At 53.3% G+C, this 24,042-nt stretch carries 23 protein-coding genes and 2 tRNA genes; 17 read left to right on the top strand and 8 right to left on the bottom strand.

The features are described 5' to 3' along the window. Positions 1-34 precede the first annotated feature (34 nt). The 4 genes from hemW to Q4C79_RS04160 all read right to left on the bottom strand — a co-directional run bounded on the left by hemW (position 35) and on the right by Q4C79_RS04160 (position 2,788). Positions 35-1,213, bottom strand: a complete 1,179-nt coding sequence (hemW, locus tag Q4C79_RS04175; protein ID WP_303089773.1) for a radical SAM family heme chaperone HemW — start codon at positions 1,211-1,213, stop codon at positions 35-37. 51 nt (positions 1,214-1,264) lie between these two features. Next, positions 1,265-1,858, bottom strand: coding sequence for an RdgB/HAM1 family non-canonical purine NTP pyrophosphatase (gene rdgB, locus Q4C79_RS04170; RefSeq protein ID WP_303089772.1), 594 nt, complete (start codon positions 1,856-1,858; stop codon positions 1,265-1,267). A 13-nt stretch (positions 1,859-1,871) separates the two neighbouring features. Then, positions 1,872-2,105: an NGO_0222 family membrane protein gene (locus Q4C79_RS04165; RefSeq protein WP_303089771.1), complete on the bottom strand. Its 234-nt coding sequence runs from the start codon at positions 2,103-2,105 to the stop codon at positions 1,872-1,874. Between the two features lie 329 nt (positions 2,106-2,434). Then, positions 2,435-2,788, bottom strand: coding sequence for a RidA family protein (locus tag Q4C79_RS04160; protein WP_303089770.1), 354 nt, complete (start codon positions 2,786-2,788; stop codon positions 2,435-2,437). 153 nt (positions 2,789-2,941) lie between these two features. Between Q4C79_RS04160 and ybaK the strand changes: the two genes are divergently transcribed. From ybaK to Q4C79_RS04145, 3 genes are read left to right on the top strand one after another with little or no spacing between them, the layout of a single operon-like run. Beyond that, complete coding sequence (ybaK, locus tag Q4C79_RS04155) at positions 2,942-3,421, top strand: Cys-tRNA(Pro) deacylase (protein WP_303089769.1); 480 nt, start codon at positions 2,942-2,944, stop codon at positions 3,419-3,421. A gap of 25 nt (positions 3,422-3,446) precedes the next feature. Then, a complete protein-coding gene (locus tag Q4C79_RS04150) occupies positions 3,447-3,869 on the top strand; it encodes a hypothetical protein (RefSeq protein ID WP_303089768.1) in 423 nt (140 codons plus the stop codon). A gap of 23 nt (positions 3,870-3,892) precedes the next feature. Further along, entirely contained in the window at positions 3,893-4,768 is an 876-nt protein-coding gene (locus tag Q4C79_RS04145; protein WP_303089767.1) for an EamA/RhaT family transporter, read from the top strand. 266 nt (positions 4,769-5,034) lie between these two features. Here Q4C79_RS04145 and mutL read toward each other — a convergent pair whose 3' ends face one another. After that, positions 5,035-6,954: a DNA mismatch repair endonuclease MutL gene (mutL, locus tag Q4C79_RS04140; protein ID WP_303089766.1), complete on the bottom strand. Its 1,920-nt coding sequence runs from the start codon at positions 6,952-6,954 to the stop codon at positions 5,035-5,037. A gap of 179 nt (positions 6,955-7,133) precedes the next feature. Here mutL and Q4C79_RS04135 point away from each other — a divergent pair, with 179 nt between their 5' ends. The 8 genes from Q4C79_RS04135 to Q4C79_RS04100 all read left to right on the top strand — a co-directional run bounded on the left by Q4C79_RS04135 (position 7,134) and on the right by Q4C79_RS04100 (position 11,875). Further along, entirely contained in the window at positions 7,134-7,421 is a 288-nt protein-coding gene (locus Q4C79_RS04135) for a hypothetical protein (RefSeq protein ID WP_303089765.1), read from the top strand. A 138-nt stretch (positions 7,422-7,559) separates the two neighbouring features. Next, a complete protein-coding gene (locus Q4C79_RS04130) occupies positions 7,560-7,871 on the top strand; it encodes a YqjD family protein (RefSeq protein WP_303089764.1) in 312 nt (103 codons plus the stop codon). Between the two features lie 88 nt (positions 7,872-7,959). Then, on the top strand, positions 7,960-8,370 hold the full coding sequence (locus Q4C79_RS04125) for a phage holin family protein (protein WP_303089763.1): 411 nt from the start codon (positions 7,960-7,962) through the stop codon (positions 8,368-8,370). Between the two features lie 3 nt (positions 8,371-8,373). Continuing rightward, on the top strand, positions 8,374-8,673 hold the full coding sequence (locus Q4C79_RS04120) for a hypothetical protein (RefSeq protein WP_303089762.1): 300 nt from the start codon (positions 8,374-8,376) through the stop codon (positions 8,671-8,673). A gap of 217 nt (positions 8,674-8,890) precedes the next feature. Then, the gene (rho, locus tag Q4C79_RS04115) at positions 8,891-10,150 is read left to right on the top strand and encodes a transcription termination factor Rho (RefSeq protein WP_303089761.1); all 1,260 of its coding nucleotides are present in this window, start codon (positions 8,891-8,893) and stop codon (positions 10,148-10,150) included. Between the two features lie 82 nt (positions 10,151-10,232). Continuing rightward, positions 10,233-11,573, top strand: coding sequence for a deoxyguanosinetriphosphate triphosphohydrolase (locus tag Q4C79_RS04110; RefSeq protein ID WP_303089805.1), 1,341 nt, complete (start codon positions 10,233-10,235; stop codon positions 11,571-11,573). Between the two features lie 135 nt (positions 11,574-11,708). After that, a tRNA-Arg gene (locus Q4C79_RS04105) sits at positions 11,709-11,785 on the top strand. Between the two features lie 15 nt (positions 11,786-11,800). Further along, positions 11,801-11,875 (top strand) — tRNA-Glu (locus tag Q4C79_RS04100). Between the two features lie 607 nt (positions 11,876-12,482). Here the strand turns inward: Q4C79_RS04100 and cysG are convergent. Continuing rightward, entirely contained in the window at positions 12,483-13,862 is a 1,380-nt protein-coding gene (gene cysG / locus Q4C79_RS04095) for a siroheme synthase CysG (protein WP_303089760.1), read from the bottom strand. A gap of 188 nt (positions 13,863-14,050) precedes the next feature. Between cysG and Q4C79_RS04090 the strand changes: the two genes are divergently transcribed. From Q4C79_RS04090 to Q4C79_RS04070, 5 genes are all read left to right on the top strand, one after another. Beyond that, the gene (locus Q4C79_RS04090; RefSeq protein WP_303089759.1) at positions 14,051-14,776 is read left to right on the top strand and encodes a phosphoadenylyl-sulfate reductase; all 726 of its coding nucleotides are present in this window, start codon (positions 14,051-14,053) and stop codon (positions 14,774-14,776) included. A 555-nt stretch (positions 14,777-15,331) separates the two neighbouring features. Further along, complete coding sequence (cysD, locus tag Q4C79_RS04085) at positions 15,332-16,246, top strand: sulfate adenylyltransferase subunit CysD (RefSeq protein ID WP_303089758.1); 915 nt, start codon at positions 15,332-15,334, stop codon at positions 16,244-16,246. Positions 16,247-16,562: 316 nt separating this feature from the next. Then, a complete protein-coding gene (locus Q4C79_RS04080) occupies positions 16,563-17,426 on the top strand; it encodes a GRP family sugar transporter (protein ID WP_303089757.1) in 864 nt (287 codons plus the stop codon). 217 nt (positions 17,427-17,643) lie between these two features. Next, the gene (locus Q4C79_RS04075) at positions 17,644-18,954 is read left to right on the top strand and encodes a sulfate adenylyltransferase subunit 1 (RefSeq protein WP_303089756.1); all 1,311 of its coding nucleotides are present in this window, start codon (positions 17,644-17,646) and stop codon (positions 18,952-18,954) included. Between the two features lie 367 nt (positions 18,955-19,321). Next, positions 19,322-21,121: an assimilatory sulfite reductase (NADPH) flavoprotein subunit gene (locus Q4C79_RS04070; protein ID WP_303089755.1), complete on the top strand. Its 1,800-nt coding sequence runs from the start codon at positions 19,322-19,324 to the stop codon at positions 21,119-21,121. Between the two features lie 105 nt (positions 21,122-21,226). On the opposite strand, the gene Q4C79_RS04065 is transcribed toward Q4C79_RS04070, so the two are convergent. Together Q4C79_RS04065 and Q4C79_RS13185 are read right to left on the bottom strand one after the other, a co-directional pair. After that, positions 21,227-21,631 (bottom strand): opacity family porin, encoded by a 405-nt coding sequence (locus Q4C79_RS04065; RefSeq protein ID WP_368492203.1) that lies wholly within the window; start codon positions 21,629-21,631, stop codon positions 21,227-21,229. Then, positions 21,574-21,846, bottom strand: coding sequence for a hypothetical protein (locus tag Q4C79_RS13185; RefSeq protein WP_368492202.1), 273 nt, complete (start codon positions 21,844-21,846; stop codon positions 21,574-21,576). Before Q4C79_RS13185 ends, Q4C79_RS04065 begins: the two co-directional genes overlap by 58 nt. A gap of 284 nt (positions 21,847-22,130) precedes the next feature. Between Q4C79_RS13185 and cysI the strand changes: the two genes are divergently transcribed. Continuing rightward, positions 22,131-23,900 (top strand): assimilatory sulfite reductase (NADPH) hemoprotein subunit, encoded by a 1,770-nt coding sequence (gene cysI, locus Q4C79_RS04060; RefSeq protein WP_303089754.1) that lies wholly within the window; start codon positions 22,131-22,133, stop codon positions 23,898-23,900. The last annotated feature ends 142 nt before the right edge of the window (positions 23,901-24,042 follow it).

Below are 24,042 nucleotides of genomic sequence, written 5' to 3'. Positions count from 1 at the left end.
GTCTGAAAACTACGGATAGGATGGTTCCAGCCGATTATGCCAGAAAATACTGCAATAAATCATTGAGAAAGCGGCGGCCGAGCGGTGTGGCGCGCAAATAGGCGGGGTCGGTATCGAGCAGGCCTTGCCGCTGGGCGGCCAGCAGCGGTTTGGCGATGGCGCTGCTGCTGATGCCGGTGCGTTCTGCCAACCAAGCGGCGGGCACGCCTTCGGTGAGCCGCAAGGCGTTCATCATAAATTCAAACGGCAAATCTGCGCGTGCTACCGTCCGCCGCTCGGCGGCTGAGGCGGGATCGGCGGCGATAGCCTGTAAATAATCGTTGGGATGGCGTTTGCGCACGGTGCGCTCGATACGGTCGTGATGCGAAATTTTGCCGTGTGCGCCTGCGCCTATGCCGATATAGTCGCCAAACTGCCAATAATTGAGATTGTGGCGGCAAAACTGGCCGTTGCGGGCAAAGGCGGAGGTTTCGTAATGCAGGAAACCGGCGTCTTCCAGTGCCTGCTGCACGGTATCTTCGATGTCTTGTGCGGCTTCGTCGGCGGGCAAATCGGGCGGCGGGGTGTGGCCAAACGGCGTGTTCGGCTCCATGGTCAGGTGGTAGGCGCTGATGTGGCCGGCACCGGTGGCCAGCGCGGTGCGCACGTCTTGCAACGCACCGGCTACGTCTTGGCCGGGCAGGGCGTACATCAAATCGATGTTTACCCGCTCGAATAAATTTAAAGCCGTTTCGATGGCGGCCAGCGCTTCGCGGCTGTCGTGGATGCGGCCGAGTTTTTTCAGACAGGCATCGTTAAAACTCTGCACGCCGATGGACAAACGGGTTACGCCGGCGTCGCGAAAGCCTTGGAATTTCTCGCGCTCAAACGTACCGGGGTTGGCTTCCAGCGTGATTTCCGCCGCCGGCTGCACACGCAGCAGTGCGCGCACGCCGGCCAGCAGGCGGTTGATGGCATCGGCGGAAAACAGGCTGGGCGTACCGCCGCCGATAAAAATGGTTTCCACCGGCCGCCCCCACACGTGAGGCAATTCGGCCGCCAAATCGGCCAACAACGCATCTACATAACGCTCTTGGTCGTTTGCGGCTTTGTGGGTGTGCGAATTGAAATCGCAATACGGGCATTTCTGCACGCACCAAGGCAGGTGGATGTAGAGCGACAGCGGCGGTAGGGCGGTAAGCCGGCCGGGCGGGGTAAATTGGATGGCGGTCATGGCGGTATCAAGGAACAGTCAAACGCGTATCGGCGGGGCAAACGGGCGGGGCTACAGTATATCCAGCTTCTTTTTCAATTCCTGTAATGCCAGGCCGCGGTGGCTGATTTGGTTTTTCATGTCCGGCGCAAGCGAGGCGGCGGTACAGCCTTGTTCGGGCAGGAAAAAATGCGGGTCGTAGCCGAAACCGTGGCTGCCTTCGGCTTGTTCCTGCCACAGGCCGTGCCAGATGCCTTCGGCGATGATCGGCTGCGGGTCGTTTTCGTGGCGCACCAGTACCAAAACGCAAACGTAATAACAGCGTTTGTCGTCTTTATCCGCCAGTTGGGCCGACATTTTGGCATTGTTGGCGGCATCGGATTTTGGCTCGCTGCCGGCAAAGCGGGCGGAATATACGCCGGGTGCGCCGCCCAAAGCATAGGCGCAGATACCCGAATCGTCGGCCAGCGCCGGTTTGCCGCTGTATTTGCTGGCGTGGCGCGCTTTGGCGATGGCGTTCTCGATAAAGGTTACATGCGGCTCGGGGCATTCGGGCACGGCAAATTCGGCTTGCGAGCGTACACGAATGTTGCTTTGGGCGAACCAGCGGGAAAATTCGGCCAGTTTGCCGGCATTGCCACTGGCCAGTACGATTTCTTGGAACACGGTGAAAACCTTTTTATTGATCGGAAGATTGCCGGATTTCGCGCATCATTTTATGACGCGCCTGTTCGCGCAAAAACAGCGCCAGGCAGGCGATTTGGCCGAAGGCGGCGGCAAAGGCAAACAGGAAGGCGGCAATGCCGAATTGCCGGCTTTCGATGGAAATCAGGTAAGCGCCTATGGTAATCAGGACGATAAACAGCAGGGTAAACAGTGCGGTGAGCACGAGCCAGGTTTGGCGTTTGGACATGGCGGAATACGGGTTTGAAATAAAATGCACATTATAGCCGAATAAAGAAATGCCTGTCTGAAAGGATGTTTTGGGCGATGCAGAAACTTTTTCAGACAGGCATTGCGTTGCCAATATTCCCAGTTTATTTAAAAAATAACGTCATACTCGGGTAAGCTCGAGTATGACGGGATGGCAGCCATGCCTGTCTGAAATCTATTTTTAGCTCCGCAGAAACCCGCTTCGCTCGTTTTAGCTCCGCAGAAACCCGCTTCGCTCGTTTTAGCTTCGCAGAAACTCGCTTCGCTCGTTTTCAGACAGGCATTTTTTAGCACACATGGTTTTCGGTTTTAAACCATTACCACGGCCGAAACCTTAATTTCCACTTTCCATTCCGGCTTGGCGAGCTTCGCTTCCACACAGGCGCGGGCGGGGCTGCGTTCGGGATTGACCCATTCGTCCCAGGCCAGGTTCATGGCATCATAATCGGCCATATCGGCCAGAAAAATGGTGGCTTCCAGCAAGTGGTTTTTGTCGGAGCGGCATTGCGCCAGCCAATGGTCTATCTGAGCCAGCACATCGCGGGTTTGTTCGGTAACGCCGGTGTCGGTATTTTCCGGCACCATGCCGGAGAGGAAAACGAAACCGTTGGCAACGGTGGCTTCGGAAAGGCGTGCGCCGGGGCCGATATAGCGGATACTCATGTTGTTGCTCCTTATATTTCCGAGAGGGGAAAACGGCGGCAGTGCCGCGGGTTTGCGACCGGTAAGCGGGGTTAAACCGATCGGCAATGATGTGAACGCTCGGTTCGGACTATGGTAACATATCCGCCCGTTTTTCAAGAAACCGTTTGCAAGATGTCTAAGCCCGATTATCCGGTTACCGCCGCCATCCGTTTTCTGCGTGCGCACAAAATCGATTTTATCCCCATGCTGTATGACTATGTAGAACACGGCGGCACCGCCGAATCCGCCGCGCAGCTGGGCGTGCCCGAGCATCAGGTGATTAAAACCATTGTGCTGCAAGACGAACATAAAAAAGGCCTGATTGTGCTGATGCACGGCGATTATCAGATTTCCACCCGAAATCTTGCCCGCCAGCTGGGCAAGAAACACATCGAGCCTGCCGATGCGGCGCAGGCGAATAAGTGGACGGGTTTTCTGGTTGGAGGCACCAGTCCTTTCGGTTGCAAATCCGCGCTGCCGGTTTATGTGGAAAAAAGCATTTGGGATTTGGAAACGATATACATCAATGGCGGCAAACGCGGTTTCTTGGTGGCTGTCAGCCCGCAGGCGCTGAAAAGTTTGTCGCCGGCCGATGTGGCCGTGGCGGTTTAGCAGCATATTTAATAAGGAAAATATTTTGAATCCACCTGTCGAGCAGAATTACGCCGGCTCTATGCCGCCGGAGAAGCTGAAAAGTACGCTGACCATCGCTTATGCGCTGTATTTGTTTTCGCTGATTATGCCTTTATGCCTGATTGCCGGTGTGATATGGGCTTATGTGAAACGGCATGAAGCGGTTGGTACGGCGTATTACGATCATTACCCCTATTTGATTAAAACGTTTTGGTATACCTTGCTGCTGCCGATGGCCGGTTTGATGATGATTTGGTTGGCGATGTGGTTGGAATATGGGATGTCGGTAAGCATCGCCTCAACGGTTTTGGTCATACTGGGCCTGCTGTTGATTATTTTCTGCTCGGTTTGGTTTCTCTACCGCAGTATTGCCGGATTGGTGAAGTTGAATAACGGGCAAAGCGTATCGCCGAGCGGTTGGTGGTAAACGTTATATCTGTATGGATTTTTATGATTTATCTGATTGTCAGTATTTTATGCAGCGTATCCGTTTCCGTGCTGCTGAAAATTTCCCGCAGTAAGAAAATCGATATCGAACAGGCAGTGGCGGTGAATTATCTGGTTGCCGTGAGCCTGACCATGGCGGTGTTGAAGCCCGATTTGTCGGCTTGGCAATCTTATCTGCCGACCTGGTGGCTGTTTGCCGCTCTGGGTGTATTGTTGCCTTCGGTGTTCGTGATTATGGGGCGCGCGGTGCAACAGGCGGGAATTGTGAAATCGGATGCCGCGCAGCGTTTGTCGCTGTTTTTGCCGGTGGCCGCGTCGTTTTTGATTTTCAACGAAACGCCCAGCGTCGGCCGTCTGGTCGGTTTGGCGTTGGCGTTTGCCGCTTTGTTTTGTTTGTTGTGGAAAGAGGGCGGAGGTAAGAAGTCGGGCGGTACGCTTTCACAGGCAGCTTTGTTGCTGGGGGTATGGGCGGGTTACGGTATTATCGATATTCTGTTTAAACAGGTCGCCAAAAGCGGTACGGCTTTCGGCGGTAATTTGTTGGTGGCGTTTATCTTGGCGGGAGTGCTGATGTTCGGCTATCTGTTTGCCAAAGGCACGAAGTGGAGCGCCGCGGGCATCCTCGGCGGGCTGGTGTTGGGCGGCTTGAATTTTGCCAATATTTGGTCTTATGTGCGTGCCCATCAGGTGATGAGCGAAAATCCGACCATTGTGTTTGCCGGGATGAATATCGGGGTGATTGTGCTGGGCACCTTGGTCGGCGCGCTTGCTTTCCGCGAGAAAATCAGCACCGTTAATATGGCGGGCATCGTGGTGGCGATCTGCTCGATCGCCTGTTTGTTTTATTGGCCGCAATTGGCGGGTTTGTTGGCTTTGTAATGGGAAAGAATATAAATGCCTGTCTGAAACGCTTGGGTTTCAGACAGGCATTTTTTCAGACAGGCAGAGACCTTTGCAAAATTCTTTTCGATACCTGAAAACACTTGCGTCATGCCCGGGCTTGACCCGGGCATCTGTTTGTTTGAGAAGAAAAAGCAAATACTCGGAGCAAGCCCGAGTATGACGAGATATCAATAAATTCAGGATTAAAAAGTTTTTTGCAAAGGTTTCAGGCATCGATGCCTGTCTGAAAACATTTTTTCGCTTTATTGACCGCGTAAAAACAAGGCATCGAGCTGTTGCAGGGTAAGCTTGACCCAGGTCGGGCGGCCATGGTTGCATTGGTTGCTGCGCGGGGTGTTTTCCATGTCGCGCAACAGGGCGTTCATTTCCGGCAGAGTGAGGCGGCGGCCGGCGCGTACGGAGCCGTGACAGGCCATGGTGGCGAGGATTTGGTTTTCCAGCGCGGTGATGGTTTGCGAGCCGCCGGCTTGGGCGAATTCCTGCAGGATGCTGCGGGCGAGTTCGACCACATCGCTTTTGGCCAACATGGCCGGTACGGCGCGGATGGCGATGCTGTTTTCGCCCAAGGGCGATAAATCAAGGCCGAATTCGGTAAGTTTGTCGCCGTGGTCAGCCAGAGCCGCCATTTCTTCGTGGCTGGCGGTAAAACTGACGGCGATGAGCAAGGGCTGGCTGGCCAGTCGGCCGGCGGTTTCGCGCTGCTGCTTCATTTTTTCATAATTCACCCGCTCGGCGGCGGCATGCATGTCAACCAGCAGCAGGCTGTCTTCGGCTTGTGCAAGGATGTAAATGCCCAATAATTGGGCGATGGCAAAGCCCAGCGGTGGAGTTTCGGCTGCGGCTATTTGTCCGGCCAATTCATCATCAAGGCCGGAGGGTGCGGCAACCGGCGGCAGGCTGCTGCCGAAGGCGGGTAAGGGATCGGGTTCGGCAGGTTGTTGGTAGAGTTTGGCGTAAGTATCCAGCGCGGCTTGGCTTTCGCGCAGCGACAGTGCGCGCTGTTGCGAGGCGCGGGCAGCCGGCGTGTAGGCGGCGGGAGCTTGTCTGCCGCTGTTGTTGTCTGTTTGGGTAGGTCTGTCTGAAACACTTGGCGGATGAGATGGAGATGGCGCATCGATGCCCAGCATTTGGTGCAATACTTCGCCGGCATTGTTAACGCTTTCGGTTTGGTCGGCGCGGGTGGCGGAGAGTGCTTTATCCAAGGTGTGAAAAATCAGTTGGTGCACCGCTTGGCTGTCGCGGAAACGGATTTCGGTTTTGGTCGGATGTACGTTTACGTCTACGTTTTCCGGCGGCAGCTCGAGAAATAGGACGAAAGCGGGGGTAAGCGCTTGGTGCAGCACGTCGCGGTAAGCTTGTTTGACGGCGTGCAGCATCACTTTGTCGCGCACGAAGCGGCGGTTGACGAAGCAATATTGCTGGTTGCTTTTGCCTTTGGCAAAAGTGGGCTTGGCGATGATACCGGTCAGCCGCATCGCACCTGCACCGCTGTCTATCGGCAGAGAGGCGGCGGCAAATTCTGGCCCCATGATGGCGGCGACGCGCTCGGCCAGACTTTGCGCGGGGTAGTCGAAAATGCTTTTACCGTTGTGCTTTAAGGAAAAAGCTACCTGCGGATGCGCCAGCGCCAAGCGTTCGAGCATGGTGGCGCAGTGGGCGTATTCGGTGCTCTCGGATTTGAGGAATTTGCGTCGTGCGGGGGTGTTGAAAAACAAATCGGCCACTTCTACAGTGGTGCCGAGTGGGTGGGCCGCGGCACCGATATTGCCGAGTTTGCCGTCTTGCGCACGGATTTCGCCGGCATGGCCGGCATCGGGGCGGCGGCTGGTGAGGGTGAGGCGGGAAACGGAAGCGATACTGGCCAATCCTTCGCCGCGAAAGCCCATGCTGCAAACTTTTTCCAAGTCGGCCAGGCTGACGATTTTGCTGGTGGCGTGGCGTGATAGGGCCAGAGGCAAATCTTCGGCATGAATACCGCTGCCGTTGTCGGTAACGCGGATCAGCTTGATGCCGCCGGCCTCCAATTCCACCGAGATTTTGTCTGCCTGCGCATCGAGGCTGTTTTCCACGATTTCCTTGAGGGCGTTGGCCGGGCGTTCGACCACTTCGCCGGCGGCAATTTGGTTAATCAGGTGGTCGGGCAGGGGGGCAATGCGCATCATGCGTTTCGGTACCAATAATTTTTTCAGACAGGCATGATTCTATAGAGAAACGGGAAACAATGCTAATGTTCGGGAACCGGTAAACGGTTGGCGCTGTTGGCGGTATGCCTGTCTGAAAGCACGATGGACCTCTCTTCGGCTATAATTTGGCGGCAGCAACTATTTTTTAGAGAAAACGAATGAATAAAGAACTGCTCGGCTTGATATTCCTGCCCGCCGGGGTGATTTCGATGGCCGCCGCCGCTTTATGGCAGATGTATGTGGTGATGACGGAAAGTTATACGCTCAACCGTTTTAAAGACAAGCAGCTGGTGTGGGTGGTCAGTGCGATGTTTTTCAGCTTCACGCTGGCGATTTACATACTCTGCCCGAACGCGCGTAAAAAAGGAGTGTTATTTTGGCTGCTGGCGATAGGCGGCGTCTTAATGTATGTTTTGGCAAGGCTGTGGCTGCCTTGGAAGAAGTAATTTGAGAGGCGGTGTTTTTTTTTGTAAAGATGAAAAAACAAATCTTGCAATTTGTCTTAAGATTCCTATATGCTGAATTAAGCCCGCCAAATGGCGGTTTGAGAAGTATAAACATTCCGAAACGAAAGGGAGTTACTGATGAAACGCGATTTTGAAGCAAAAAAAGAAGCTTTGATGAAAGAAGTACGCTCGGTTTTGAGTGATGTAGAAGCCCTGACCAAAGACAATGTCGAACGCGGAGTGGAAGAAACCCGTGCTTTGCGCGAAAAACTTCAGGATCAACTGGATCGTGCGCAAAACAAGTTGCAAGAATTTGAAAGCCAAGCCAGCGAACAAATCCGTCACCGGGTTAAACAAGCCGACGAATTGGTTCAAGACAAGCCCTATTATGCTATGGGCTTTGCCGCATTGGCCGGTTTGGTGGTGGGTATATTATTGAACCGCCGCTGATATCAATCGTACGCCCTGCCGTTTTATAGCTTAACTCGGCAGGGTATTTTGTTAGAAGTGCGTTCTGATTTTCTGCGAAAGGTAGTATATGAATATCCGGCAAGAGCTAGACTATCTGAAAAAGCGTGTTATTCAGGGCGCTGATCTGTTGCTGTTGCGTTTGCGTTTGCTTAACCTTGATGTCAGCAACCAAGTGGCCGGCATCATCCGTATTTTTGCAACGATTGTTATAACTGCCGTGGTCAGTCTGATTGCCTTGATTGCCTTGTTGTTTGGCTTGAATACCGTGTTGCCGGAGCAAGCCAAAATCTGGGTATTTTTTGGCAGCGCAGGTTTGTTGTTTTTAATCGTGTTGGTTTTATTGTTTCAGATAAAGAAAACTTGGAGCGAAGCCAACCGTCCATTAGCCGAAACCCTGAAGGGCATGCAGGGTGATTTGGATTATTTACTGGGCAGACAGAGGGAAAATCCTGTCAATAAACAGAATAAGGACGTCTAGAATATGTCGAAACTAAGTAAACAAGAAGAACGCGAATTATTAGAGTTGGAAATAGAACTGGCTCGCTTAAAATTGGCAACCGGAGAATTGCTGCGCAAACGCCAGCAGCGGCAAAGACAGCAAGAAGAGCATTTCGGCCACAAACTAATCGAACTGGCCGGACAAGCCTCACAAAAAAAATTAACTTGGAGCGCCGTGATGATGCCCGCGCGATGGAAACACCGTGTACTGGTCGGTATCGCTTTGCTGGCATGGGAATATTGGCGTAAGCAACAAAATCATTCCTACCGTTCTTACCGTTAAGAATTTTTCTATATTTCCGGCTTGACACCTGAACAGGCGCTGCATACAATGCAGCGCCAAATATCCCTGTTTCTATATTTCGAATTCTTCAATTATTCTCAATATTCTACACATAACCCCATTTCTATTTCCGTCTGCACCTTATTTACCGAGTGAGCAAAATTATCCGGTTCATGGGTAGCGGATGTCCATAATTATCTATTCTATAAAAAACATCATGCACGTTTCCGAACTACAAAACCAACATATTTCCAAACTCTTGGAACAAGCCGAACAAATCGGTATTGAAAACGCCAACCGCCTGCGTAAACAAGACTTGGTTTTCGCCATTGTCCGCCAGCTGATGAAGCAGGGCGAGGGCTTTACTTGCTCAGGCACGCTGGAAATTCTGCCCGACGGCTTCGGCTTTTTGCGCAGCTCCGATACTTCTTATCTGGCCGGCCCCGATGATATTTATGTATCGCCCAACCAAATCCGCCGCTTTAACCTGCACACCGGCGATACCATCGAAGGCAGCGTGCGCGTGCCCAAAGACAACGAACGCTATTTCGCATTGGTACGCCTCGATTCGATTAATGGCGACAAACCCGAAGTGTGCAAGCACAAAATCCTGTTTGAAAACCTCACGCCGCTTTTCCCCACCAAACAATTCAAACTTGAGCGCGACATCAAAGCGGAAGAAAACCTCACCAGCCGCGCCATCGATTTGGTTTCCCCTATCGGATTCGGTCAACGCGCCTTATTGGTGGCGCCGCCGAAAACCGGTAAAACCGTGATGCTGCAAAATATTGCGCACGCCATTACCGCCAATTATCCCGAAGTCGAGTTGATCGTGCTGCTGATAGACGAGCGCCCGGAAGAAGTAACCGAAATGACGCGTAGTGTGCGCGGCGAAGTGGTGGCTTCCACTTTCGACGAACCGGCCACGCGCCATGTGCAAGTAGCCGAAATGGTGATTGAAAAAGCCAAGCGTATGGTGGAACACAAAAAAGACGTAGTGATTCTGCTCGACTCCATTACCCGCTTGGCACGCGCTTACAATACCGTGGTGCCTGCTTCCGGCAAAATCCTCACCGGCGGCGTGGATGCCAATGCGCTGCACCGCCCGAAACGTTTCTTCGGCGCGGCGCGCAATGTCGAGGAAGGCGGCTCGCTCACCATTATCGCCACCGCACTGGTCGACACCGGCAGCCGCATGGACGATGTGATTTTTGAAGAATTTAAAGGCACCGGCAATATGGAGTTGCACCTCGACCGCCGCATGGCCGAAAAGCGTGTGTTCCCCGCCATCAACATCAACCGCTCCGGTACCCGCCGCGAAGAATTGTTGGTGCCCAACGAGCAATTGCAGCGGATGTGGCTGTTGCGCAAATTCCTGCATCCGATGGACGATATCGAGGCCACCGAATTTTTGGTGGGCAAACTCAAAGACTCCAAAGACAACAACGACTTTTTCGAATTGATGCGCGGCAAATAAATCAACGTATGCCTGTCTGAAAAGTTTTTCAGACAGGCATTTCTTTTTGCAACATCGCATAAGGTTCAAACATATGGCAAAAATGAATTGGCAGCAGCTGCTAAGTACCACTCGTTTCCGTCCGAAAGAAGGCATGATTCTTCCGACCAGTACACCGTCTACCCAAGAAGGACAAGATGCGCTGCGTACCGACTTTCATATCGACTACGATCGGGTGGCCTTTTCCAGCGCCTTCCGCCGGTTGGGCCGTAAAACCCAAGTGCATCCGTTTGCCGAGCACGACCACACCCACAACCGGCTCACACACAGCGTAGAGGTGGCCAGCGTCGGCCGCAGTCTGGGCAACCGGGTCGGCGTCATGCTGGCTGCTGGCGGCTTTTTGCCCGCAGGCAATACACCCAGCGACATCGGCGCCGTGGTTCAAGTGGCTTGCCTGGCACATGATTTGGGCAATCCGCCGTTTGGCCATGTCGGTGAAAACGCTTTGCGCGATTGGTTCCGCGATCCGAAAAACGCCCATTATCTGGAAGGCCTGTCTGAAGCAGAACGCCGCGATATACAAACTTACGAAGGCAACGCCCACAGCCTGCGTCAACTGGCCAGCATCGAAATGTACCGCAACCGCGGCGGCATGCGGCTCACCGCCGCCACCATCGGCACTTTGTTGAAATACCCTTGGACAACGCTGGATCCGCGCGGCGATAAGAAATTCAATATCTACCAAACCGAATTGCCGTTTATGCGCCGGGTAGCCGAAGAGCTCGGCCTGAGCGAACTGGCGCCGGATGTGTGGGTGCGCCATCCGCTCTCTTACCTGATGGAAGCGGCGGACGATATTTGTTATGCCCTGCTTGATTTGGAAGACGCAGTCGAAATCGGCTTAATCGGCGATATCGAAGTGGAAAGCATTCTCTCCGAACTGACCTTTGTCGAAAACACTTGGTATGCCCAATCCAGCCGCCAACGCTGCGCCATGTTGCGCGGTATCGCCATCGGCCGCTCCATCGATGATGTGGCGCAAACCTTTATCACCCACCAAGCCGATTTGCTCAACGGCGAATTTAAAGGCAAAGACCTGATTACCCTGTGCAGCCCGCAAGTGCGTAATACCTTGGAAAAAGCCAAAGATTTGGCGCGCAACCGCATCTTCCGCCATCAGAGCAAGCTGATGACCTCCATCGCGGCTTACCCCTGCTTAAGCTCGATACTTGATTTGTTGGTACCCGCAGTATATGCGTTTGTTGTCGAAGGAAAAGTCAGCCAGCGCCATTCGCTATCTTTGGAATTGTTGGCGGACGAACCGGTTGAAGAGGGCGACAGCCTTTATCTTGCTTACATGAAAGTGCTGGATTTTGTCGGCAGCATGACCGATAACTCTGCCGCGAAAATGGCGCGTGAACTCTCCGGCGTAGGTATGCTGTAAATAAATTTTAAGAAATATCAGTCTGCTAAATGATAGGTTGAAAAAAATCCCGTTAAAAGCTGGACAATGCTGCCGGTTTTCTATATTATTCGCTTCTCTTGATTCACGGCACACTAAAGAGCTGATGAAGAAAACGCACCCGTAGCTCAGTTGGATAGAGTATCTGGCTACGAACCAGAGGGTCGGGCGTTCGAATCGCTCCGGGTGCGCCACAAATTATTTTATCCGCGCCCATCGTCTAGCGGTTAGGACATCGCCCTTTCACGGCGGTAACCGGGGTTCGATTCCCCGTAGGCGTGCCAGATTCCGATAACCCCTTCAAGCTTGTCTTGAAGGGGTTGTTTTATGCCTGAGACCTTTGCAAAACTCTTTCCGATACCTGAAAACATGTGCGTCATGCTCGGGCTTGATCCGAGCATCTTTTTGTTTTGAAAGAAAAAGCAGATACTCGGGTCAAGCCCGAGTATGACGAGATATAGCAGATTAACTTAACTTTCGCTACGGCGTTGCTGCGCCTTAGCTCAAAGAGAACGATTTTGTAAGCCGCTGAAGCGGCAACAGAATCGGTTCCGTACTACTTGTACTGTCTGCGGCTTGCTGCCTTGTATCGAAGTAATTAAATCTGCTATATCAATAAATTCAGGATTAAAAAGTTTTTTGCAAAGGCCAATGCCTGTCTGAAAAATATTTTCAGACAGGCATTGTTTTGTTTTTAATCTTTATCGTTAGTCCACTAATTTTTAGTAACCGTTTCGTCATACTCGAGTCCAGCCCGAGCATGACGCGTGTACTCTCGTCTTAAGTGAATCCGCTATATATGTTCTTGGCAATTGACTATCGCGAAAGCAAACAAAGAAAAATGCGGGCCAATCAATCGCCCGCATTTTTTATACCTGTCTGAAAAAACGATCACACCCTAAACCATTGCAACTCGTCGCGTAATTTCACCACTTCGCCGATAACGATCAGCGCCGGGGAAGGCGCATCGGCGGCGAGGGCGGCGAGGTCTTGCAAAATGCCGGTGCGCACGCTCTGGCCGGGTTGGGTGCCTTGGGAAATCACCGCAACCGGCGTATCGGCGGCGCGGCCATGGGCAATCAGTTCGCGGCTGATTTCTTCGGCTTTGATGGTGCCCATATAAACCACCAGCGTTTGGTTGCCGCGTGCCAGAGTTTGCCAGCGCAGCTTGTCGCCGTCGGGGCGGCAGTGGCCGGTAACGAATAGCGCGGTTTGCGCGTAATCGCGGTGGGTCAGCGGGATGCCGGCGTAAGCGGTGGCACCGAGGCCGGCGGTAACGCCCGGCACGATGCGGAAGGGAATACCGGCTTTAACCAATACTTGGCATTCTTCACCGCCGCGGCCGAATACGAAGGGGTCGCCGCCTTTTAGGCGCACCACGCGTTTGCCTTTGCGGGCGTATTCGACCAGCAGACGGTTGGTTTCTCCCTGTTGCACCTGATGGGCGCCGGCGCGTTTGCCGACGCTGACTTTTTCGGCGTCGCGGCGTACCAAGTCCAGGATTTCAGGCGAGACGAGGGCGTCGTATAACACCACATCTGCCGCCTGCATGGCTTGTAAGGCGTTGAGGGTTAGCAGGCCGGCGTCGCCGGGGCCTGCGCCCACCAGCACCACTTCGCCCTGTGCTTGGTTGTGATGCGATTCGAGACGCTGCTGCAACAGGGCTTCGGCGGCAGCTTCGTTGCCGCTGGCCATGTAATGTTCGAAGGTTTGGTCGTGATGGAACAATTGTTCCCAGAATTTGCGCCGTTCGGTCAGGCTTTTGATTTTCTGTTTGACTGCTGCGCGCCAGCGGCCGGCCAATGCGGCGGTACGGCCGGTGTGCTGCGGCAGCAGGGTTTCGATTTTCTGCCGCCACAAACGCGCCAGCACCGGTGCGCTGCCGCTGCTGGAAACGGCGATTTTCAGTGGATGGCGGTCGATAACGGCAGGTACGATGAACGAGCAGTTGTCCAAGTCATCCACGCTGTTACAGAATTTGCCGGCCGCTTCGGCGGCTTGGAAGACGCGGCGGTTAAGTTCGGCGTCGTCGGTGGCGGCCACTGCCAGAAATACCTTTGCCAGTTGCCCGGCTTGGAATTCGCCGCCTAAATACTCGAGGCGGCCTTGCTGTTGCCAACCGGCCATTTGCGGCGAGAGTTGTTGCGCCACCACTTGCAGGCGAGCGCCGGCTTTTAACAGCGCTTCGGCTTTGCGTTCGGCCACGTGGCCGCCGCCGACCAGTAAAACCGGGCGGCCGCTGAGTTTGGCAAATAAGGGATAATCGCTCATGGCGTGTGTTCGGATCGTATTTTTTTAGATAGCGGCGATGGTAAGCGCAAAGCGGGCGGGGCGGAAGGAAATGTTTTATCTATATAAAGCACGGGCGGTTATAAACAAAGAAAAAACCGTTCCTTTTTCAGACAGGCATTTTGTGACAGTATATGCACATCATAAAACCACAAACATAGAACACAACCATGAAACCTGAATTTTGGCGTATGCCCGCCCCCGATTCCGCGGCACTGGCACAGTTGGCGCAGAAAACCGCCGTGTTGGCCGAGCGTTTGCAGGCGGTCGCCGAGCGTTTTCCGAACGCCGTTTTCGCCTCCAGCCTGGCGGCGGAGGATGCCATTATCACCGATCAGATTGCCGCTTTGAAGCTGCCGCTGCGGGTGATTACCCTGAATACCGGCAAACTCAATCCCGAAACCGAGGCGCTGATTGGTGAGACCCGCCGGCGTTATCCCGAGTTGGCGTTTGACGTATACGAGCCGCTGGCCGAAGATGCCGCCGAGTTTGAACGGGAATACGGCGCCGCGGCGATGTATGAGAGCGTGGAGTTGCGCAAACGCTGTTGCCATATCCGCAAAATCGAGCCGTTAAACCGTGCGCTGGCCGATGCTTCTGCTTGGCTGACCGGCCAGCGCCGCAGCCAGTCGGTTACCCGCAGCGAGCTTAATCTGGAAGAAACCGACGGCGCGCGCGGCATCGCCAAGTTCAATCCGATTTTCGATTGGGAAGACGATGATGTTTGGGCTTATGTGCAAACCCATCGGGTGCCGATGAACGCCCTGTATCAGCAAGGTTATCCCAGCATAGGTTGCGAGCCGTGCACCCGTCCGGTCAAAGTGGGCGAGGACATCCGCGCCGGCCGTTGGTGGTGGGAGCAAAAAGACAGTAAAGAATGCGGTTTGCACAAATAAAGCCGGTTTGATGAATAAAAATGCCTGAGGCCTTTGCAAAAAGCTGTTTTAATCCTGAATTGACCAATTTTTCGTCATACTGGGGCTTGACCCGAGAATCTGTTATTTTTTTAAAAACAACTAGATGCTCGGGTCAAGCCCGAGCATGACGTACGTGTTTAAAGTACCAAAAAGAATTTTGCAAAGTCTTTGCCTGTCTGAAAACTTTTCTTTGTAGAAGGTTTTCAGACAGGCATTTTCCGTTTCGTCATACTCGGGCGTACTTTTTTCAGTTGATTGGCTATATAGCAGATTAACTTAACTTTCGCGAAGGCTCTGCTGCGCCTTAGCTCAAAGAGAACGATTTTGTAAGCCGCTAAAGCGGCAACAGAATCGGTTCCGTACTACTTGTACTGTCTGCGGCTTGCTGCCTGGTATCGAAGTAATTAAATCTGCTATAAATGGACAAGGCGGCTCTATATAACCAAAAAGAATGTGATTACAAACAATGATTCTTTCCCTTTTTTTTGCGGCCTCGTTAAAGTAGCCGCCATCAGGAAAAGGAATATTGAAGCGATGTCTATCCAAAACAAACATCTCGATTGGCTCGAAGCCGAATCGATCTACATCATCCGCGAAGTGATTGCCGAAGCCAAAAATCCTGCGCTGTTGTTTTCCGGCGGCAAGGATTCGGTGGTATTGCTGGCCTTGGCGGTGAAAGCCTTCCAGATCGAAGGCCGTCCGTTGAAACTGCCTTTCAAATTATTACACGTCGACACCGGCCACAACTACCCGGAAGTAATCGAATTTCGCGACCAAACCGTAGCGCGTACCGGTGTGGAATTGGTGGTCGGCCATGTAGAAGATTCTATCAAGCGCGGTACGGTGGTGCTGCGCCGTGAAACCGATTCGCGCAACGCCGCGCAGGCGGTTACTTTGGTGGAAACCATCGAAGAGCAGGGCTTTGACGCGCTGATGGGCGGTGCCCGCCGCGACGAAGAAAAAGCCCGCGCCAAAGAGCGCATTTTCTCGTTCCGCGACGAATTCGGCCAATGGGATCCGAAAAACCAGCGCCCCGAATTATGGTCGTTGTACAACACCCGCCTGTTCCCCGGCGAAAACATGCGCGTGTTTCCGATTTCGAACTGGACCGAATTGGATATCTGGCAATATATCGCCCGTGAAAAGCTGGCGCTACCGCCGATTTATTACGCCCATGAGCGCGAAGTGGTCGAGCGCAACGGCCTGCTGGTACCGGTTACCCCGCTCACGCCCAAGCGTGAGGGCGATGTTTCGGAAGTGCGCAGCGTGCGTTTCCGCACCGTAGGCGATATTTCGTGCACCTGTCCGGTAGCCAGTACCGCGGTTAATGCCGAAGACATCATTGCCGAAACCGCCGCCGCCACTATTTCCGAGCGCAGTGCCACCCGTATGGACGACCGCGTTTCCGAAGCGGCAATGGAAGAACGTAAGAAACAGGGTTATTTCTAAGCGTTTCTTTAAAATACGGCTTTTATTTGAGAATGCCTGTCTGAAAAGTTTTCAGACAGGCATTTTTGTATTTGTTATATCGATTGATTGGCGTTTTGAGAGCAGGGTAAGTGATTCAGATGTAGAAATTACCAGAGTCAGGCGAATATGAAGTTAAACAGGCACTTCCGTAAATGAACCGATTTGTTGGCTTAAAAGGTTTCATTGATGAAAAAACAGATTTACTTTATCCACCGTGCATTTTTTGATGTGTATTAAATGGATGAACGGCGGCAGGGATTACAATCAAGATGTAATTTTACTTCAAGGAGGTGGCATGGATATTTTAATCGCATTACTTCCTGCCCTGTTTTGGGGCTCGATGATATTGTTTACGGTTTACATCGGCGGAACGGCCTACAGCCAGATTCTCGGCATCACCATAGGCGCGCTGCTGTTTGCGCTGGTGGAGTACGGTTTTGCTTCCCCCGAGATGACCGCCAAAGTGTTTTGGGTAGGGCTGGCTTCGGGGGCTTTGTGGACCGTCGGCCAGATCGGGCAGTTGCAAAGCATCAAAAAAATCGGCGTCGCCGTTACCATGCCGATTTCCACCGGTATGCAGCTGATTGCCACCACCTTATTCGGCGCGCTGGTGTTTTCCGAATGGCACGATGCCGTTACCACCGGCTTGGGTTTATCTGCTTTGCTGCTGATTCTGGCGGGTGTGTTTCTGACCTCTGCCAAACCCAAAGGTGCGGTGAGCGATGCGGCCGACAGCAGTAATATGCGCAATGCCTTGATTATGTTGACGGTATCGACGCTGGGTTATTTAAGCTATGCGGTACTGGCAGCGTTTTTCAAGGTAAACGGCGCCGATGCGGTGTTGCCGCAGAGTATCGGCATGGTGCTGATGGCGTTGCTGTTAACGGCGCGGGAAAAGCCGTATAACCGCGATACGCTTAAAAATATCCTGCCTGGCATTGTATGGGCGTTCGGTAGTTTTTTTATGTTTGTCTTGCAGCCGAAAGTGGGCGTGGCGATCAGTTTCTCGTTGGCACAGGTGGCGGTGGCCATTTCGACTTTGGGCTCGATTTTTATTCTGAAAGAGAAGAAAACACCCGATCAGATGAAAAAAGTGGTGTTGGGCATCGTGCTGATTATTGTTGCGGCGGTATTGCTGGGCATTGCCAAGGATTATTAGTTATAAGCCAATAACAATGCCTGTCTGAAAAAGTTTTCAGACAGGCATATCTATTTGCGGGTAATAAAACAATATTTGTATTGATACGGATTGATATAACGAAATCGTCTTATATTAAAACCAACCATTCTTTCCCTTTTCTGTGCGCCCTGATTAAAGTACTGCCCATCGAAAACCATCCGGGTATTGTTCCGCCCGGCCTGCACGAAAGAATAGAATGACTGCCACTACCGCTCCTTTACTCCGTTTCATCACCGCCGGCAGTGTTGACGACGGCAAATCGACTTTAATCGGCCGTCTGCTGTACGATAGCAAAACCCTGCTGACCGATCAGATCGCCAAGCTCGACCAAGCGGCGGCGAAAGGTGAGAATCCCGATTTCGCCAGCCTTACCGACGGCTTGGCCGCCGAGCGAGAGCAGGGTATTACCATTGATGTGGCTTACCGTTATTTCGCCACGCCGAAACGTAAATTCATCATCGCGGATACGCCCGGTCACGAACAATATACGCGCAATATGGTTACCGGCGCCTCTACCGCAGATGCCGCCATTGTGCTGGTGGATGCCACACGCGTCGATTTTTCCGGCGAAGAGCCTGTGCTGCTGCCGCAAACCAAACGCCACAGCGCGATTTTGAAATTATTGGGTACGCCGCACGTGATTATTGCGGTGAACAAACTGGATTTGCTCGATTTCAATCGCGAAGCGTATGAAAAAATCGTCGCCGCTTATCAGAAATTGGCCGAACAGATCAAATTAAGCGCCGATGTGCGTTTTATTCCGATCAGCGCGCTGGGCGGCGACAATATCGTCAATAAAAGCGTAAACACGCCGTGGTACGAAGGCGAGGCTTTGCTGCCGCTGCTGGAAAGTCTGCCGGCCGGTGCCAATCAGGCGGAAAAATTAAGCGCGCATTTCCCGGTGCAACGTGTGGCGCGCCAAGACGGCAGCAGTAGCGATGATTTCCGCGGTTACCAAGGGCGTTTGGAAGCCGGCCGTTTGGCGGTGGGCGACGAAGTGAAAGTACTGCCTTCGGGCAACAGCGCCAAAATCGCCGAGATTTACGGCGCTGCGGGCAAGCAGCAAAGCGCTGTCGCCGGCGAGGTGCTCACCGTTACGCTGGACAGGGACATCGATATTTCGCGCGGTAACGCGATTGTCGGCGCCGACAGCACGGCAGTGCCGCTGAAACAATTGCAGGCCGACGTGTGCTGGTTTGACGACGTAGCGCTTAATCCCGGCCGCCGTTATCTGCTGAAACACACCACCCAAACCACCGCCGCCAAAATCAAAGGCATCAGCTATGTGTGGGACGTGCATACCTTAAGCCGCGTACAATCGGCCGACAAATTGTCGATTAACGACATCGGCCATCTGAGCATTGTGCTGCAACAGCCGGTAAACGCCACCGCTTATAGCGAAAATCCGGCTACCGGTGCCTTTATTCTGATCGACGAAGCCACCAACCACACCGTGGCTGCCGGCATGATCAGCGGCAACGATACGGAAGACAGTTTTGAGATTTAAAAACTAAAGCCGTGGGGGCTGTCGACAATTAACCGGCGAAGCGGTTTTTTGAGACAAAAACCGCGTATGCAAGGCAAAAAGCGCAGCAAGACTGAACATCTTGCGAGCACTTTTAACGCCGCAGACGGGGGATTTTGACCAAAAATACTGCCGTTGCGTTAATTGTCGGCAGTCCCTAGGATGCCTGTCTGAAAGATTTTTTCAGACAGGCATTGTTGCGGAAGCAGCCGTATGCCTGTCTGAAAGGTTGGAAAACGTACAAGCATACGGTTATAACCAAGCAAACTAAGCAAACAACCGAACATTCTTTCCTTTTTGCCCGGCAAAACGGTAAAGTCTGCCAAAAAACACGATTCAGGAACCTTCCATGAGCACACCGATTACTCCCGAACTGACCGCCCAGTTGGCGGCGTTAACTCCGCAACAGCTGGCGTTTCTCGCCGGTTACGCTTGGGCGAAAAGCCAAGGTGCCGCAGCAGCGGCCGATTTGCCGCTGGCCGCGGTGCCCGCAGCCGTTGCGACTGCATCCGCCCCCGCCCGCCGCGTAACCGTATTGTCCGCCTCGCAAACCGGCAACGCCCGCCGCGTGGCCGAGCAGTTGCTGGTAAAACTGGAGGGTGCGGGAGTCGACGCCAAGCTCGTGGCCGCCGCCGATTACAAGAGCAAAAACCTGCCGGGCGAAGATATCGTTTTGTTGGTGAGCTCTACCCAAGGCGAGGGAGATCCGCCCGAAGAAGCGGTGCCGCTGTTTAAATTATTGAGCGGTAAAAAAGCCCCCGATTTGAGCGCAGTGAGCTTTGCCGTATTGGCGCTGGGCGATTCCAGCTACGAGCGTTTCTGCCAAGCCGGCAAAGATTTGGATATGTATTTTGACAAGCTCGGCGCCAAGCGCTTGGCGGATTTGGGTATTTGCGATCTCGATTTCCAAGCCGCCGCCGATGCTTGGGTGGCTTCCACCGCAAAACTGGTGGCGGATTTGGCCGCGTCGTCAGGCGGGACGGCCGCAGCGCCGGCTACCGCCGGCAGTGCGGCGGTAGTGGAAACCGGTACGGTATATACCAAAGAGAAACCGTATACCGCATCTTTATCGGTGCGCCAGAAAATCACTGCACGCCATGCCGAGAAAGACGTGCAGCACATCGAAATCGATCTGGCCGGCTCCGGTATCCGTTACCAAGCGGGCGACGCGCTGGGCGTGTGGCCGGTAAACAGCGAAGCTCTGGTGGCCGAAATCCTGCAATTGGCCGGACTGGAGGGCAGCGAATCCGTCCAGAAGGGCGACGGCAGCCAAACCGATATCCGCAGCGCCTTGAGCCTCGATTTGGACATCACCCAAAACACCCCGCAATTCGTGCGCCAATATGCCGAATTGACCGGTAATCATGAATTGAAAGGCCTGTCTGAAAACGCAGAAGAGTTGAATGCTTTTCTGGCGCAAACCCCGCCGGTGGGCGTGTTGGCGCAATATCCGGCCGCCATTGCCGCGCAGGATTTGTTTAATCTGTTCCGCGCACAAACCCCGCGCCTGTATTCCATCGCATCGGTGCAGGACGAAGTGGGTGAGGAGGTGCACTTAACCGTCGGCGTGGTACGCTTCGAGCATCACGGCAACACCTATACCGGCGCCGCATCCGGCTGGCTGGGCGGTGTGCTGGAAGAGGGCGATGCAGTGCGCGTGTTTATCGAACCGAACAAATTGTTCCGTTTGCCGGAAAACGGCGATACGCCGGTGATTATGATCGGTGCCGGTACCGGCGTCGCTCCGTTCCGCGCCTTTATGCAGCAGCGAGATGCCAACGGCGACGGCGGCAAAAACTGGCTGGTGTTCGGCAACCAGCGCTTTACCGACGATTTCCTCTATCAGGCCGAATGGCTGCAATACCGCAAATCCGGCCTGCTCACCCGCGCCGATCTGGCTTGGAGCCGCCAAGGTAAAGAGAAAGTTTATGTTCAGCATAAGCTGGCTGCCGCTGCCGCCGATGTATGGGCATGGTTGCAGGAAGGGGCGCATATTTATGTTTGCGGCGATGCGGTGCGCATGGCACGCGATGTGGAAAATACCTTGCTGGCGATTATTGCCGAACAAGGTAAGTTGAGTGCCGAAGAGGCGGAAGACTATCTGAACGATTTGCGCGAAGAAAAACGTTATCAACGTGATGTTTATTAAACCGCTGCACGCGGATTTTACAGGCGGCAATAAAAACCGCCTGTAAAACCGGCAGCTTGAATAAACACGGTTTGACAGGCGGCTGACGGGATACCGGCTGGTTATTTAGAATTTTACGCGTACACCGGCAGACAATTCGTGGCTGCTGATTTTAGCGTTATCAAAGAATTTGCCCCAGTGGTTGTAACGGTAACCGGCATTCACAGTTACTTTGTCGCCTACTTTCACACCCACGCCGGCAAGAGCGCCTACACCGGTTTTGGTTTCTTTGCCCTCTGCGTGAAAATTAAAGTTACCGCGATTGAGTTCTAAGTAGTCATAAGAAACGGTATTGGTGCCTACGCGCGCACCCAGATACGGTTTTACTTTTTCACTTACCGGGAAATCATAGATAACTGAAACCCCTATATTATTTTTGATTTTGCCGGTGAGCGTGCTAACGTTATGGTAGCCTAATTCAGCATCCGATTCAGTGTGTTCAAAAGAAGATTTGTAGCGGGTGTAATCCACGCCGACGCGCCAGAGTTATTGCCAAAATCATAGCCTACTGTCAGGCGTGGGCTGAAGCCGCTTTGGGATACGGTCGGGTTGTTATCTAGGCTTTCACTTTCTTTGAGTTTAATTTTGCTAACACCCGCATCCGCCTGAATATAAAAACCGGAATCGGCCAAAACCGGGGCAGACAAAGCCAATACTGCAACAGCGGCAAGAAATTTTCCATTCATTTAAGAATCTCCGTAAAATGTGAATAAATAAAAATTAAGTTACCTTTTCTATCATGCGGCAAACTGCGTTGTCTTTGCATTCAAATAAGTAACGAGATTTATTATATATTTATGAAATACCAAAATGAATTTTAGTAGCCCGTTTTAATGTATGAGTGTGGTGCCGATATAACAAAAAACACTTATATTAAAACCAAGCATTCTTTTCACTTTGCAGGTGGATTCTGTAAAGTAACATGATCAAATAGCGGCTAAAGCCGCCTGAAAACAGCAAGGAACCTATCATGACCACCAACGATCCGCGCGCCAAACTGCCCGATGCGCCTTTAGCCGACAACGAGCGCTTAAAAGACCAAAGCCATTATCTTAAAGGCACCATCAAAGAAGATTTGGGCGACGGCCTCACCGGCGGCTTCAACGGCGACAACTTCCAACTCATCCGCTTTCACGGCATGTATGAGCAAGACGACCGCGACATCCGCGCCGAGCGCGTCGAGCAGAAACTGGAGCCGCTGAAAAACGTGATGCTGCGCTGCCGCCTGCCCGGCGGCATCATCCAGCCCAAACAATGGCTGGGCATCGACCAATTCGCCAGCGAGCGCACCATGTACGGCTCCATCCGGCTCACCAACCGCCAAACCTTCCAGTTTCACGGCGTGTTGAAAGACGATATCAAACCCATGCACCAATGGCTCAACGAGCTGGGCCTCGATTCCATCGCCACCGCCGGCGACGTGAACCGCAACGTGTTGTGCACCAGCAATCCCGTGGAAAGCAGCCTGCACGAAGAAGCCTACGAATGGGCGAAAAAAATCAGCGAACACCTGCTGCCCAAAACCCGCGCTTACGCCGAAATCTGGCTCGACGGCGAAAAACTGCATTCCACCGAAAACTTCGCCGAAGCCACGCCGCTGGCCGATGCCGTGAAAAGCGGCGACGCCACCGAGCCGGTGCTGGGCAAAAATTACCTGCCGCGCAAATTCAAAACCACGGTGGTGATTCCGCCGCATAACGATGTGGATTTGCACGCCAACGATTTGAACTTCGTCGCCATCGGCGAAAACGGCAAACTCGTCGGCTTTAACGTGCTGGTGGGCGGCGGTTTGTCGATGGAGCACGGCAACACCAAAACCTATCCCAACACCGCCGTCGAATTCGGCTTTGTGCCGCTCGAAAAAACGCTGGATGCCGCCGCCGCCGTGGTTTCCGTTCAGCGCGACTGGGGCAACCGCAGCGACCGCAAAAACGCCAAAACCCGCTATACCATCGAGCGGGTGGGCAAAGACGTGTTTATCGAAGAAGTGGAAAACCGCATGGGCGCGAAATTCGAGCCTATCCGCCCCTACGCCTTCACCTCGCGCGGCGACCGCATCGGCTGGGTGCAGGGCGAAGACAAAAAATGGCACCTCACGCTGTTTATCGAAAACGGCCGCCTGCTCGATTACCCCGGCCGGCCGCTGAAAACCGGTATGCGCGAAATCGCCAAAGTGCACAAAGGCGACTTCCGCCTCACCGCCAACCAAAACCTGATTGTGGCGGGCGTATCGTCGCGCGACAAAGCCAAAATCGAGCAAATCGCCCGCGAACACGGCTTAATCAGCGATGCCGTTACCCCGCAGCGCGAAAACAGCATGGCCTGCGTGTCGCTGCCGACCTGCCCCTTGGCGATGGCCGAAGCCGAACGCTTCCTGCCGCAGTTTACCGACAAAATCGACGCGCTGTTTGCCAAACACGGCCTGAGCCAAGAGCATATCGTGCTGCGCATCACCGGCTGCCCCAACGGCTGCGGCCGCGCCATGCTGGCCGAAATCGGCTTGGTGGGCAAAGCGGTGGGCCGTTATAACCTGCATGTCGGCGGCAACCGCGAAGGCACCCGCATTCCGCGTTTGTTTAAAGAAAACATCACCGAACCGGAAATTCTGGAAATCATCGACGGTTGGTTGGCAGATTGGGCGGCCAACCGCGAAGAAAACGAAGGCTTCGGCGACTTCGCCGTGCGCACCGGTATTGTGAAACCGGTATTGGATGCCCCGCGCGATTTCTGGGCGGTATAATTGATTTGATTCGCCAAACAAGAACAATGCCTGTCTGAAAACTTTTAGCTTCGCTAAAAAGCGCAAGCTTGTTTTCAGACAGGCATTTTGAGACCTTTGCAAAACCCCCATCTGCGGCGCATTTCTGCGTTGTGTGCTGCTC

Origin of the sequence: Neisseria sp. (assembly GCF_030523955.1) — a bacterium.
Lineage (GTDB): Bacteria > Pseudomonadota > Gammaproteobacteria > Burkholderiales > Neisseriaceae > Neisseria.
The sequence above is the reverse complement of the archived record's forward strand: the minus strand, read 5'-3'. Positions and strand labels throughout refer to the sequence as shown.